We start from the raw sequence: 14,234 nt of genomic DNA, 5'->3' as shown, positions 1-14,234 counted from the left end.
GGAAATAGAAAATGAGAAAAGTAATTTTAATAATTTTAGTTTTAACAATAGTTATTTTTAGTGGATGTGCTTCCAAAGCTATACAACTTGAAGAGTCGCCTTGTGCAATAAACAATGTCACATATTTAATAAGGGTATAAATATGCAAGAAAAATCAGAAGGCTTAGAATCGCAAAAGGCACTGCAAGATTTACCAGTGATTTTAATGAAAGTAGTCTTTGCTCTTATAATTGTCATAATAATTGAGGCTATCTCAATAGCAACACTGTTTCCGCTAAAAGAAAAAGAAGTTTTTTTTGTAGAATTTAAATCATCTCAAGAAAATTTTGTTGTAGTAAAAAAAGCCAATGCAACAATTTTAAGCAACAAAGCTTTACTTCATAATGAAATTGAAGGCTACATAATTGCACGAGAAAATATCAATCAGATAGATGAAGTTAGAAGATATACGCAGATAGTTAGGTTAAAAAGCAACGATAGCATTTATAAGACTTTTTTAAATAGTTATCAAGCTAATAAAGGATTGTGGAAACTAGAAGGTTTTAAAAGAAAATGCAAAATCAAATCTATTTCTGATGTTCTTTTTGAGCCACAAGCAAATGAGTACATAGCTATAGCAGAATATAGTCTTACTGATGAGTATGCAGATGGAGCAGCTTCACTAAAGAGATGGTTTAAAGTGACTGTTAGATACAACTTTATAAATCAAAAAATTAGCACTGAAAACTTAACTTTAAATCCATTGGGTACTAATATTATTGGCTACGCAATCACTACATTAGATCAAGGAATTAAAAAATGAAAAAAATCTTTTTAATCATAGTAATATCAATAAATATTTTAGCCTTTGAAGATTTTATATCTAAACAAACTATACAAGTTGAAGATATAAGTTCTGAAATAATGCAAAGCTCCATCGGAAATATCATAGATTTAGATAGCTTACAAAAAGTATATTTAACTAAGCCAACCATTGAGGCAATAATTTCATATAAATATAGTCCAAAAAATCTAATGAAAATTAGAACAAGAATTTTAGGACAAACAACCGTAATATTACCAAAGGGTGAAATACCTGTAAGTAAAAAAAATGGTAATCCGGCAGCATTTAAGATTGAGTTTTCAAAAGGTATAGACTTCAAATACAACATAAATAATACTTTTACTATTACAGCTGGATATATTGGTACAGATACAACATTAACAATTTTCGGTCAAAGTGGAAGAGTATATAATTTTTATCTTTATTCTATTGGCACTGATAGTGCCAAAATTCCAAACAGCACAGTATATATAACTAAAGATGGAAAGATACCAACTGCAAATTATTTAGATGATTTTGATGTAAAAGATCAAAAGATATCAAAACTCCGTAAGGAGATAAAAAAGTATAAACAAAAATTAAATCTTATTAAAGAGAAAAAAACAAAAAATTTAAAAAATTTTAATATAACTAAAATCCAATTTGATTATAAATTTAAAAAAGATTTTCATCTTCAATCCATATTTAATGACAAAGAATACACATATTTCAAATTTGATAAAGAGTTTAATATTCCTAAGTTTTTTACAGTTGATACTTTGCATGACAAAGTAAATATGAATTTTACAATGTTTGAAAATATTATTAAAATTCATAAGTTGTCAAAAAAATGGCAACTAGAACTAGATGGTTCATACATTACAATTGAAAAGACTGGAGCGTTTAAAGCAAATTTTTCTCTTAAAAAAATATATGTGGATATGACAGAAACTGAATTTGATTTAAAAAGTATTTCTGGAGCTAAAGAGCTTAAGCCGGAAACAATATTTAGAGATAAAGAATTTACATATTTCAAATTTGATATAAGTGATGGATTTAAGAAATTCCCTGCAATCTACAAAGTAATTGATGGCTATGATAATCCTGCAATTTTTGAAATCATTGATGATTTTATTGTTGTGAAATCTCTAAACAAAAAATTTACTCTTCGATTAGGCGAAAAGCATAACTGCATAAGGCTTGAAGATGACTAAAGAAAATAAATATTTTACAATCTTTGGTGCAATTTTAACGGTAGTTACCTTAGGAATAATACTTGTTCCTAAATATTTTAATTCAAGTGATGAAGATGCAGCAATTAAATTTATGGACTTTAATCTGAGTCTACCAGCTGATTATTTCCCTCATCAAAAACCTATTGTCAAGTTTGAACCTACACCAAAAAAATATTATAAACCTAAACAAGCTACAAAACCTAAACAAATAGCACCAGAGCCAAATATAGATTATTCTACTTTTCTTAAAAGGGATATAGAGACTGAAGCTCAGAAAAAAAGAAAAGAAATTCTTGCAAAATTGATGATAGCAAGTTTTAAAAATAAGATACAAATCGTTACTAAAAAAGATGATGTTTTACATAGTAATCTCAAGGTAGATGAAAAAGATAAAAAAGACCCTTACCTAAGAGCATCTGATTATGGTAAAAATAAAAATCTTGCCTCTTTATATATTAATTTAGAAAGAACTATAGAGCTAAATACAATGATAAGTGCGATACTTCTTCCTACCGTAAACTCTACTTTAGATGGTCCAGTCATGGCAATGATTGAAGATAATATATATGCTTCCCATGGGAGAAATATTTTAATACCAAAAGGGAGCAAAGCATATGGTAGATATATCCCACTTAAAAAAATCGGTGATGAAAGATTAGCTATTACCTGGACAAAAATAAGAACTCCACAAGGTGTAAATATAAATCTTTTTGCATCAAGTGCTGATGTAATGGGTAGAAGCGGTGCAATAGGTGAACTAGATAATCATTGGTTCATGAGGTTTGGTTTAGCTATTACTTTATCAACGGTATCAAATGCTGTAGGTTATCTTGCAACAGATGGAACAAAAACAACTACTATTGGCTCGGTAACAACAACTGATGCTAGAGATGACATTATTAGAGATTATAAAAATGACATTTCTTCTATCACAAATCAAATTATAAAGGAGCAAAAAGTTGAGCCAACGCTTGAGATACCTGCCGGTACTCGTATTTATATAGTACCTATAGATGACATTTGGTTTTCTCAAGCTGAAAATAACAAAGTAGATGTTCGATTGGTAAATAAGATTGAATCTAATAAAAAAGGAGAAAATTAGATGAAAGTAATTATAAAAACAGTAATAATATTACTAAGTTTGTTTATATCTTTAAATGCTAAAGATGTAATAAAAGTTGAGTCAATAGATAGTATGTCTATTAAAAATAAGAATGGTAAAGTAACAGCAAAAATTTTATTTGATAAAAATTTTAAAGGTACTTACGAAATAAAAGGAGTTTACAAACCCACAAAATTATTAAGTGGAAAAAATAAAATTGATGTTTTATGGACAGAAATACAAAAAGGTGAAGCTACAATTAGAATTAAAAAACCACTTAATTCAATTTTAATAACTTCTACAAATATAGAAGCTAACTCTATTTTTAAGGCTCAGGGAGATATTAAAAGTTTAAATAATGATTTAAACACTGTTTCAAAGATGCCAAATAGTAATAAATCAAATTCTAATAAAAAGGATAAAGTAGATAAATCAAATTCTAAGAATAAAGATGAAGATAGTAAAAATAAAAGAGATGAGTACCAAAGTGATTATTCTCCGGCAAATGGTGTAGCAGGTACATTAGCTACAAGTTCAGGTACTAGACAACCATCTTCATCCTCATCCCCATACCGCAAAGATGATAAACCTAGAACAATAAACTCTCCAGCATCTAAAAAAGAAAAAACTGCCACTGGTTGTGACAACATCATTGATGGTAATACTATTCAATTCAAAATGCTTGTAGGAGATACTTGTATAAATAAGGGTGATGCAGTTCCCATAGAAATTACAACTAAAAAGTGTAATCCTATTATAGATTATAAAACTAAAGAAGTATTTGTATCTTCAAGAAAAGTTGCTTTTAAAGATGGTGGAGAATTTTTAGTTAAAGATTGTACAGTTGCTTATAAAACTCCTGTAAAACTTCAATCAAAAACTGTTGGTTGTGACATAGTTTTTAGAAAAGACTTGCTTAAGCAAGTACAACAGGAACAGCTATTTTATATATTTAATACAAAAGACATACTTATTGGTAGTTGTGTAGATAGTGATATAACATTTGATGTGTCTACTTTTATTGAGACAAATAAAGAATGTTCTCCCCTAATTAACTACAAAACTAAAAAGGTACAATTTGGTTATCGAACTGTTGCCAATGTAGAAGGGTCTATAAAAGAGATAAAGCCTTGTGCGTATGAAAAAAATACTAATGAACTTATCTCTACTTATGAAGATTGTCAGATTAGAGATGATTTTACAAATAAAATAAGTGTTCAGCAAGAAAAATTCTATTATATGTTTGAAAATAAAAAAGTTTTTGCTGGAGAGTGTCAAGATTCAAGTGTAGATTTTAGACATTATATCACTGATGACACATGCACTCCTAAACAAATTGGAGATGATAAGGTAGTATTTGAAAAAAGAGTAGCTTATAGAGATGTAAATAATATAGTTAAGTATCTTACTAAATGTCAACCTTCAACAGATGGAGCATTAAAATTATATGAAGAGTTTTGTGGATACGAGCATGACTTTGATAACCATCAATCTTACCCAAAAACTAGAAAATGGTTTAATGACCCAGACACAGATAACAAAAGATATCTCACTAAGTGTTTAAAGCAACCTTTTAATTTCCCTCATAAGCAAGAGCTTATTAGATGGGAGAATGATGATAAAAGATTAATCGGAACTAAGCATGTAAAACTATTTTTTACTGATAATCAGTTTGAAAATAAAGAAGTTTATATAAGTGATGATGGTAGTGATGATGTAACATTGCCTCCTCAACCTTATATCAAGAGTGTACAAAATTTAGAATTTGTAGAACAATTAGGATATCAAAGACTTGATAAAGTTGGTAATGACTATATATTTTATGGCGATGGTGAAAAAGTTATAGATTTTGGTGGTGGCTTGTACCCAACTTATAATGACGATGTTATTAATATTACTACAACTTTATTTGTTGATGAATATATTGACCGCCTACTTGTCACATATTCCAGTTGTGTGGGAGGCGATATAATTAGTTCAACTAAAACATTCAATAAATATATTGGACAATGTGTTCCGGTTGGTGAAGAGACTGAAGTAGATTGTTATTTTACAAAATCATATACTCACAAAGATTGTAGAAAATGGAATTACTATGAAAAAATAGATAAATATAATCTTATAACAGATTTTTTAAGACCTGATAGCTCTATTTTTCATCAAAGCACTAAAGAAATTTTAAGAGTTAATAGGTAGCTAATATGCCTCATAGCTCTTCACAAATATTAAAGAACATGTTAAGCGATATCAGTCCTATACTAAAGAGGACTGATATAAATGAGATTATTTTAGATGAGCCAGGTATAGCTAAACTTGACTTAGGTAATGAGACATGGGAGTACTTAAGTAGCAAAGTAATTACTCAGGCTTTTTTAGAAAATTTTCCAAAACAGCTCGCTACCTGGTCAAAACAAAAGTTTGATGAAAAGACTATAAACTTAAGTACTGCTATTCCTGGTACATACAATCGTGTAAATGTGATTCATAAATCTATACTTCGCTCAATCTATGACTGTAACACTATAAACATTCGTATTCAAAAACCTACAAAGTTTCATCTTGAGAGTTTTTTAAAATCTGAAATACCAGACTCATATAAAGAAGCAAGTAATCCAACTTATAATAAAAATGATAGTTTTGAGATAAAAATAAAAGCTATTATGGACAGAGAAGAAAATGTTTTAATATCTGGAGGAACTAATAGCGGTTAAAACATCACTGTTTAATGCTTTAATAGAGTTTATAAATATAAATTATAGAGTTGTAACTATTGAAGATTCTCCAGAGCTGAATATACCTCATAGAAATAAAACACAACTTCTAATCTCAAAAAGTGGTTCAAATATTTCTCAAACTACATATAAAGAGGCTACAGATATTTCCACGAGAATAAGGCCAACAGTTTTACTTGTTGGTGAACTTGACACCAACAACACATCAACATTCTTAAGACTAGGTAACACAGGTCACAAAGGAATGATAGCTACATTACATGCGAATACACCATTAGATGCAATAACTGCACTAGAGTCAAATTTAGGACATACAAAGAATCCTATTTCACTAAAAGCGATGCACAATCTTATGCGAAGTGGTGTTGATCATATTATTCAAATGTATCACCACCAAATAGTAGAAATTATGCCTATGAAAGAATTATTAAAGGAGAACCAACTATGAAAATTCTACATAGATTTTATTTATTTTTATTTTTACTATCTACTTTCACACCTATATTATACTTATATAGCATACATCTTATATTTCAAATAGATCCACTTAAGTTACACCTTTGGCAACATGTTGAAGCTCTTGAGAGTATAGTAAATAAAACAGCACAACCAATATTTAGACTATCTACTATTGTTGCTTTTGTATTTCCTTTTTTAGCCTTTTTACCAAAAAAAGGGGTAAAAGGCGAACATGGTAGTGCAAGTTTTGCAACTGCTTCACAAATAAAAAAAATGAAATTGTTTGAAAAATCAGGTGTTGTTTTAGGTAAATTTGGAAATAAACTATTGAGATATAATGAAAAATTAGCTGTTTTGGTATTGGCTCCTCCAGGAGAAGGAAAAACAGCCGGTATTGCTATACCAAATTTACTGACTCATGAGGGTTCTGCTTTTGTGCTTGATGTAAAAGGAGAGCTTTATAATAAAACAAATGAATATAGAAAAAAAGAGTTTGGATCTAAAATTTATAAATTCAATCCCGCATCTTTAGAAACGATGAAATTTAATCCATTTGATAAATCAATTTTTCAATATTTACAATGGCATGAAAAAGAAGAGATTATAGACCAAATTGGATATTTAATTTATCAACAAAAAGAACACCATGATCATTGGATGGAAGAAGGTAGAAGTATGTTTGTAATGTTTGTCTTATATTTAACTTTCAAAAATGGATTTACTTCAATACCAGATGTTAGAGAGTTGATAATATCTGATTTTAGTAAGTTATATGGTGAAGAGTATCAATTTGAAGATGAAACAGAAGCTATGTTGTATTTTATTAGAGAAGACATGCTAAAAGACGAAGCCCTACCTTTAAGAATAAGAGAAGAAGCTGTATCACTTTTAAGGAAAGTTGATAAAGAGCTCTCCGGTGTAATATCATCATGTAAATCACCACTTAATATATTTGCTACTACAACGGTTAGAGAATGTTTTAGAGCAAATGATTTAATTATTGAAGATTTTAGACAAGAATCATCAACTCTTTATATTACAATAGCTGAAAAAGATTTGGAAAGATTAGCGACTGTTAATAGGATTTTCATTGACTTTAATTTAAGAAAATTATTATCAAAAGAACCTAAAAAGAGTGATTTAGATATTTTAGGCATGTTTGACGAGTTCCCTCGTTTTGGTAAAATTCCTTATTTAGTGGATTTGCCGGAACTAGGTCGTAGTTATAAAATAATATCATTTCTAATAGCACAAGATTATGGTCAGATAGAGTTACTATATGGTAAAGCATATATTAGTAAAATAAACACTTCTACTGCATATAAAGTTATCTTCCCACAAACAAATGCAGAAACAGCTGAAATGACAAGTAAGTATATTGGTGATTTTACAAGAGAAACGAGAAGTGAAAGTAGATCAGCTGGAGCTAATGGTCATACAAACAAAAGTTTATCTACTCAACTCTCAGGACAAGCCCTGATATCAAAGCAAGATATCTTAAATATGAATGATGGTCAAATTTATATACTTGTTAAGAACTATTACAAACATCCAATTAAAGCAAAACCATATTTATATTTTGAAGATAGAAAATTAAAAAAACTTGTTCCCCATGATGAAGATAAATAAATATGTCTATGAGTTTAGCACAGGAATATGAAGAGTATGATAGAGCAGGTAAAAAAGCCAAAGCTTCTAGAAGTAAAATCATGTATTTTAAATCATTAGCACAATCTCAAATATCTTACTATGATGGTGTACCTACACCGGTGGTTTTTAAAATAATAAAAAGTGTAGATAAAGCAACTGGTAAAACAAATAGAAATGTAGGCTACTCAACGATGAAAGCTCTTGATTATTTAGCTCGTGATGTAGACGAACTTAATGAAGATGAAGCACTTGATAAAATAGAACAGATGGAACAAGATAGACCAGACTTTTTAGATAAAAATTTGGTTTTAGAATGTGATGATGGTAGAAAACTTGAATCAAAACAAGACAGGTTAATCTTATATAACGAATGGAAAGAAACTTTTACAAATAGAAAAAATGGTAAGGATTTTGAACATATTTTACTATCAACTAAAGAAACACCAGGTACTCATGATAAAGAAATTCTAGATGCAGCACGACAAACTTTATCTAAACAATTTGCAAAAGATGGTTATAACTATATATTTGTTTTACATAGAGATACAGAACATACCCATGTACATGCTATCGTCAGAGTACACAATGCTATGGAAGATAAGAGATTAGATATAAAAAAAGATGACATAAATAAGGTAAAAGATACATTTGCCAGTGAACTTCGTTCAAGAGGATTAAATTACGAGAATTTTATAAATTTTAATAAAATTTTAGGCATTAATAGCCAACTCAAATATCTACAACATAATGATTTAAGTTGGTTTCAATCAAACATGAAAAAGTTTGAAAATGAAAACATCGATGGACTACTTAAAACTATCAAAAGTATAGACAAAAATTTGGAAATTTTAATAAAACAAAAAGAAAATATAAAACTTTCAAGAAAAGATAAAAAAGTTATAAGTGATAATATAAGTCATTTATATGCAGATAAAAGAGCTATTATCCACAAGCTAAATGGCTTAGAGTATGATTTGCAACAGGCAACAAAGAATTATACGAGCTTGATAAAAAAAAGAGATAGCATAGAGTGGTATTTAAAACAAACAGGTGCTTATAAAGAAATAGATAAAAGAACTAATGAAGCTCAAGAGCTAGTTATTCAAAAGAAGCTTGAGCTAAATAAAGCTCAACTTTATATTGAAACTACAAAAGGTAAACTTACATTTAGCAGTAAGATAAAAAAAGATACTTTGTATTATTTAAATGACTATTTAAAGGATGATTCAAAAAAAGATATAAATAGTTTATTATATAGACTTAACACATTAGAAACAAAGATGCCAAAATCAAAACTAGTAAAAGAAATAAAACAACTAAAAAAAGATTTGCAAGGAGATAAATATAAAGAGACAGTCAAAGCAGATTTTATTAAGGTCTTACATGAAATTAATATTAAAAACAAAGATATCGTACTTATAGATAAAAAAATAAATACACTAATAAAAAAAATTAACAATGACAAAGATGTATTTGTTAACGAAATAAAAAATATAGGATTTAATATAAATGATTTTGAGACTTTTAGCAAAGTCTATAAAGTTGATCATATAAAAAATACTCCAGCTAATTTAAAAGAGTTTGAAAAATTTAAAGATTTAATTGATGATATAACTTATCAAAACTTAACTCAAAAGATAATAGAGAATAGATTAACAAATAAAAGTTTTGAATATACTCTGCAAAAAGCAAAAATAACATCACTCCCAATTGACATGAAATTATCACTAGAACTAGATAAAAAAAATATTGAAGTTCAAATTTTAAATATTGAAAGCTTTCATAAATATCTAAATAATAATATTGAAGAGTTTAGTAGCATAAATGAAAATATTAATTTAGATTCATTTTCCAAAGAAGCATATAAGATTATTGAAAATCAAAACTATAAAGAAGTTTTTACTGAAATAGAAAATATGAAATTTGAAAATTTATCTATGGAAAAGAATAAAAATGACTTTTATAAACTATTTGCTGTAATCTCAAATGCAAAAGATGCTAAAGATATTGATACACTGGTTGAAGCCTACAAATTAGATAGCCTTAGCGACAAAAGCCAAATGATAAAGGATTTTGGAAAAGCATTAAATGTAAATCCGCAAAATATTAAAAAAAATATTTGGTATAACAATACTAAACAACCACCGCCAGAAGTTTGGGATAAAACAAATGATTTTGTTTTAGAAACTATGGTGCATGATTATAAAGAACAGTTTATAGAAGAATATGTAAATGAAATTTCTATGGAGTACCTTTTATTTATGTCCGAAAAAAGCGATATGTCTGAAGAGCTTATTCAAAAAAATATAGACCAGTTTAACAAAGGATTAGAAGATTTTAAAGAAGAATACTTTTTAAATGAAGAATATCAAAAAAATATAGAATCAGTAAAAGAACACTTAAAATATGGAGAGTTCAAATCGGCTAGAGAAGTTATAGAAAATTCAAATCTTGGTGAGGTTGATATAAAGATTTTAGATGGCTATTATGAAGAGCATATTGATATGTTTGCTAATGATTTAGAGTTAGCAGCATCACATATTAATAAAGAAAATGAACTTGAACAGAAAACATATCTTTTAAAAGATTTTGTTGAAAATGATAAATATAAATATCCACCTAAGAAAGAACAAGAATTCATTAAGCCTAAAGAAATTGCAAAAGAGCTTGAGACTGATTTAACTCCGCTAGTGACAATACCAACAGGAACTAAAGAGCAACTAGAGCCGATTGATCCTACAAAGTATGACAAACTAAAAGTGCAATATGTTAATAAAGAAAAAGAGTTTATAAACAAACTCATCGTAACGCTCGATAAATCACTAAATGAGCAAAAGGTACATGATTATAAAGACATGATATTTAAAGCTTCTAAAACACTCTCCAGTGAACTCAAAAGAAATGTAAACCAAATTGAAGATATCAAGAGAGTATTAGAAGAGATGCCAAAAAATTACAAAGTCGAAAAGAAGTGTTTAGAAGAAAATTTAAATGATTTCTTTTCTAAAGCTAATAAAACTAATGATGCAGTAAAACAATATATAGAAACAATAGATAAAAGTGATTTAGATAATAAATCTAAACTAGAGTATAAATTAGGTTTATATGATGAGTTAGCTAAATACAGATATAGCGAACGAATAACAAATGTTGTACCAAGTATTAAAAATGAGATGCTAGATAGAGGGATAGAGCATTTTAAACTAATAAACAAGCAGTTGGAAACTCCAAAGATTGATAAAGAAACTAAATTAGAACTATTGGATAAATCATCACAACTATTAAAAGACTTTAATAAATTAAACCCTACTTGGAAGCAAGAACGAACTATTACTAAGTTACATAAAGAACAAGTAAAAAACCTAAAACAAAGAGATATGGAAAGATAAAAAATCAATATTGTATAAATATTTATATAGCATTGTTTAGATATTTATACAATATTGGTTTAATATCTATTTAAAGTTAATTATACTATCATTTTAATATAAGTATTAAAGGATATCTATGAATAAACTACTTGAGAAGTTATTAAGTAAGTTACCTTATGTAATTTTCTTCGCTCATCAAAAAGGGGGTAGTGGAAAAAGTACAACTTGTATGAATGTTTCTACTGAGTTATCTAAAAAATTTACAACTACATTCATAGACTTTGACAATTTACAGCAAATGACAAAGTATAACAATAATAGAGAAGAACCTATGAATAGTGTTGTAATTAAGGATGAAAAAGAACTAGAGCAGTTCTTGCGTAATGATAAAGGTCTTACGATAATCGATTCAGGTGGTTACGACAGTGATCTTTCTAGAGTTATACTACTACTTGCTGATATGATTATTATACCCATGTCAGATAGTGATAATGATATAGATGGTTTCGGAGAATTTGCTCATCTAATAGAAAAAACTTTTGAGATTAGAACAGATTCCAAAGCATTTGTTTTAATTAATCGTATTCATCACGCTGATAAATCAACACATAGAGACTTAACAAAATATGTAGAAAATACTATAATCAATGTATTTGATACTGTAGTTAGAGATAACAAGTTGCATAAAAGATTATTATCAACTGGGCAAAATGTTGTAGAAAAACAATTTTTTAGTAAACCATCTAAAGAGATTCAATCTTTAGTTCAAGAAATTATAGAAAAGGCATAATGTGGCAAAAAATAAATTTGATTTATTGAAAACTGTTAAAGTAAAAAACTTGAAAAAAGATAGTCACTTAAAAGAGACTATCTTAACAGTTCCGATAAAAAAAAAGATAGATCGAATGGTCTATGGCATATCTGTAGAATTACAAGATGCTGCGGAAGCATCTGGAGAAAGTTTGAGCGGTTTTTTGAAAAGAGCTGGGCTAAAACTTGCTAAAGAAGAAGGACTAATAATAAAAAATTAAATTTATAAAGGAGGTAAAAAAGTATGAGTTATCAAAAAATGATAGCCTTGCAAAGTTTGGCGACAGTACAAGGCATTGTATTAAAAACAATTAGCGACCTTGCTAAATTTGTCTTAACAGAGAAATTATAGCATAAACAAAATGATGAGCTTAATTGCTCATCTAAATTACAACAAGGATACAAAATGAAAAAAATAGTTTTAATTGCCTCGATTCTTGGCTTACTTCTTACAGGTTGTGTAGAAACTACAACTCACTGGGATACATCTGTAACTAACGATACAGTGTTTAGAGAAGATTTAAATAAGTGTGTATATGAAGCAAATTTAAATACTCAAAAAGGCATGATTAGCGAATACGCTGCCAATGAACGAGTTAAAAAACTTAGAGATATGTGTCTTAAAGCTAAAGGCTATAAAATAATATCCAAGGAAACAAAGAATACTGGTAAATTTTAAATTCTCCTAAAACTCTTTTAAACTCTCTTGATGAAGTTTATTAACTAAAAGGTAAGTATCTCCTAGATACTTATCAAAACTATTCAAAACACCCTTAATATCATTTATATCCACTTCTTTTTCAACATTAAAATAAAATGCTATTTGATTAATGTCATTAGATGCAGCATCTACTTGAGAAGCATTTTTCATAAGCTCACGAGCCAAAACTATTTTTTTATCTGATATAACAAAATATTTTTTATCTAAATAGTATTTCAACGAGGTTCTTATGAATTTACTTCTATCAAAATTTATAAATGAGTACTCCTCAATTTTAGACATAATTTGGGAGTAGACATTAGACTCAATTCTTAGAGTTATTATATTGTCTTTTATATTTAGATCATTAAATGGTTTTAATAATTGGACAAGAAAATTAATATCTAATATTTGCTTTTTAACATCTTGCTGCATAAGTTCTAAAGAATTGACTAGCTCACTAGAACTTGTAAACTTTTTTATATGTTCTTGTATTTGACTGAAGTTTGAGATAACTCCAGATAAATCAAGTTTAAGTTCATTTAAAACTTTAATAATTATATTTGTATTCTGCACATAAGCAAATAAATCCTTATTGAAAAAGCTTTCAATAGATGCTCTTATTAATTTACTTATGTCGTAACTGCTAAATTTTTTTAACGCCAGTTTACGGTTGATTTTAAGCAAAAGTCTATCATCAATTCTAGTTAATACTCTCTTATTCTTTGTCAATATAAGCACCTAACAATTAGTTTAATTAGCAACTAATTGTATCTAAAAAGAAAGAAAAATCATAGTCGGTTTTGGGAATTTGTCATACAAATTCCCTATCCTGCCAACCTAAATAAATTAATTTATTTAGGTTGAAAAGAAAAATCTCGTATATTTTAGTGCTTTTGTTAGTTTTGAAGTGTGTCAGCATCATTTTTGGCTGTGTCGATGAAATATTACACTGTGTCGTTTATAATAATGTGTGTGTCATATGAGTATATGCTTGTGTTTATAGAAATCAATACTGTTTATCACCTAGAAATGCTTTAGAGAGCAAATTTGAAAATGAGCGTAGCGAATAGAGAGCGTTAGCTCGTAACACTAATACGCTACTGCTTGGAAGTTCATCAAACAGAGTTCAAGTAATGCTTATTGTCACTAGCCTGAGGAACGAAGTTACTCGCCTAAATACACTCTCTTAAAAGAGCGATAGCGAAAAGGTAAAAAGCGATTATCGACCTTAGGAGAAAATCAAGAGACCTTTTAGAGTTCGTAGAACTCCAGACAATCAAATAGAAAGATTGACTGATGGAATCAGGCGATTTTCCTTTTAGAGGTTCCGGCATCAAAATTTCAAATGCACTGTAGTGTAAAAGATATAT

13 protein-coding genes are annotated in these 14,234 nt (G+C 28.3%); 12 read left to right on the top strand and 1 reads right to left on the bottom strand.

The genetic code is table 11. From position 1 onward, the window contains the following. Nucleotides 1-11: 11 nt before the first annotated feature. The 12 genes from MOV50_RS02310 to MOV50_RS02255 all read left to right on the top strand — a co-directional run bounded on the left by MOV50_RS02310 (nucleotide 12) and on the right by MOV50_RS02255 (nucleotide 12,840). Nucleotides 12-140, top strand: a complete 129-nt coding sequence (locus MOV50_RS02310; RefSeq protein ID WP_321778819.1) for a hypothetical protein — start codon at nucleotides 12-14, stop codon at nucleotides 138-140. A gap of 2 nt (nucleotides 141-142) precedes the next feature. Continuing rightward, nucleotides 143-802 (top strand): type IV secretion system protein, encoded by a 660-nt coding sequence (locus MOV50_RS02305; protein WP_321778818.1) that lies wholly within the window; start codon nucleotides 143-145, stop codon nucleotides 800-802. Further along, nucleotides 799-2,016 carry a TrbG/VirB9 family P-type conjugative transfer protein gene (locus MOV50_RS02300; RefSeq protein WP_321778817.1) on the top strand — a complete coding sequence of 406 codons (1,218 nt, stop codon included), beginning with the start codon at nucleotides 799-801 and terminating at the stop codon, nucleotides 2,014-2,016. Before MOV50_RS02305 ends, MOV50_RS02300 begins: the two co-directional genes overlap by 4 nt. Next, entirely contained in the window at nucleotides 2,009-3,139 is a 1,131-nt protein-coding gene (locus MOV50_RS02295) for a TrbI/VirB10 family protein (protein ID WP_321778816.1), read from the top strand. The genes MOV50_RS02300 and MOV50_RS02295 overlap by 8 nt, the downstream gene beginning before the upstream one ends. Then, nucleotides 3,140-5,335, top strand: a complete 2,196-nt coding sequence (locus MOV50_RS02290; protein WP_321778815.1) for a hypothetical protein — start codon at nucleotides 3,140-3,142, stop codon at nucleotides 5,333-5,335. A gap of 5 nt (nucleotides 5,336-5,340) precedes the next feature. Next, nucleotides 5,341-5,850 (top strand): hypothetical protein, encoded by a 510-nt coding sequence (locus tag MOV50_RS02285; protein WP_321778814.1) that lies wholly within the window; start codon nucleotides 5,341-5,343, stop codon nucleotides 5,848-5,850. Next, entirely contained in the window at nucleotides 5,828-6,319 is a 492-nt protein-coding gene (locus MOV50_RS02280; protein WP_321779628.1) for an ATPase, T2SS/T4P/T4SS family, read from the top strand. The genes MOV50_RS02285 and MOV50_RS02280 overlap by 23 nt, the downstream gene beginning before the upstream one ends. After that, a complete protein-coding gene (locus tag MOV50_RS02275) occupies nucleotides 6,316-7,959 on the top strand; it encodes a type IV secretory system conjugative DNA transfer family protein (protein WP_321778813.1) in 1,644 nt (547 codons plus the stop codon). The genes MOV50_RS02280 and MOV50_RS02275 overlap by 4 nt, the downstream gene beginning before the upstream one ends. An 8-nt stretch (nucleotides 7,960-7,967) precedes the next feature. Further along, complete coding sequence (locus MOV50_RS02270) at nucleotides 7,968-11,369, top strand: relaxase/mobilization nuclease domain-containing protein (RefSeq protein WP_321778812.1); 3,402 nt, start codon at nucleotides 7,968-7,970, stop codon at nucleotides 11,367-11,369. Nucleotides 11,370-11,487: 118 nt separating this feature from the next. After that, complete coding sequence (locus MOV50_RS02265; RefSeq protein ID WP_321778811.1) at nucleotides 11,488-12,141, top strand: ParA family protein; 654 nt, start codon at nucleotides 11,488-11,490, stop codon at nucleotides 12,139-12,141. Between the two features lies 1 nt (nucleotide 12,142). Continuing rightward, nucleotides 12,143-12,382, top strand: coding sequence for a hypothetical protein (locus MOV50_RS02260; RefSeq protein WP_321778810.1), 240 nt, complete (start codon nucleotides 12,143-12,145; stop codon nucleotides 12,380-12,382). A 185-nt stretch (nucleotides 12,383-12,567) separates the two neighbouring features. Further along, entirely contained in the window at nucleotides 12,568-12,840 is a 273-nt protein-coding gene (locus MOV50_RS02255; protein WP_321778809.1) for a hypothetical protein, read from the top strand. Between the two features lie 6 nt (nucleotides 12,841-12,846). Here MOV50_RS02255 and MOV50_RS02250 read toward each other — a convergent pair whose 3' ends face one another. Further along, nucleotides 12,847-13,593 carry a hypothetical protein gene (locus MOV50_RS02250; RefSeq protein ID WP_321778808.1) on the bottom strand — a complete coding sequence of 249 codons (747 nt, stop codon included), beginning with the start codon at nucleotides 13,591-13,593 and terminating at the stop codon, nucleotides 12,847-12,849. Nucleotides 13,594-14,234 lie beyond the last annotated feature (641 nt).

This window comes from Sulfurimonas sp. (genome assembly GCF_029027585.1).
Classification (GTDB): Bacteria; Campylobacterota; Campylobacteria; order Campylobacterales; family Sulfurimonadaceae; genus Sulfurimonas.
The sequence above is the reverse complement of the archived record's forward strand: the minus strand, read 5'-3'. Positions and strand labels throughout refer to the sequence as shown.

What these genes read in the sequence shown, in the direction of transcription:
- MOV50_RS02310 (WP_321778819.1), top strand. Translation starts at nt 12, where the DNA reads ATGAGAAAAGTAATTTTAATAATTTTAGTTTTAACAATAGTTATTTTT.
- MOV50_RS02305 (WP_321778818.1), top strand. Translation starts at nt 143, where the DNA reads ATGCAAGAAAAATCAGAAGGCTTAGAATCGCAAAAGGCACTGCAAGAT.
- MOV50_RS02300 (WP_321778817.1), top strand. Translation starts at nt 799, where the DNA reads ATGAAAAAAATCTTTTTAATCATAGTAATATCAATAAATATTTTAGCC.
- MOV50_RS02295 (WP_321778816.1), top strand. Translation starts at nt 2,009, where the DNA reads ATGACTAAAGAAAATAAATATTTTACAATCTTTGGTGCAATTTTAACG.
- MOV50_RS02290 (WP_321778815.1), top strand. Translation starts at nt 3,140, where the DNA reads ATGAAAGTAATTATAAAAACAGTAATAATATTACTAAGTTTGTTTATA.
- MOV50_RS02285 (WP_321778814.1), top strand. Translation starts at nt 5,341, where the DNA reads ATGCCTCATAGCTCTTCACAAATATTAAAGAACATGTTAAGCGATATC.
- MOV50_RS02275 (WP_321778813.1), top strand. Translation starts at nt 6,316, where the DNA reads ATGAAAATTCTACATAGATTTTATTTATTTTTATTTTTACTATCTACT.
- MOV50_RS02270 (WP_321778812.1), top strand. Translation starts at nt 7,968, where the DNA reads ATGAGTTTAGCACAGGAATATGAAGAGTATGATAGAGCAGGTAAAAAA.
- MOV50_RS02265 (WP_321778811.1), top strand. Translation starts at nt 11,488, where the DNA reads ATGAATAAACTACTTGAGAAGTTATTAAGTAAGTTACCTTATGTAATT.
- MOV50_RS02255 (WP_321778809.1), top strand. Translation starts at nt 12,568, where the DNA reads ATGAAAAAAATAGTTTTAATTGCCTCGATTCTTGGCTTACTTCTTACA.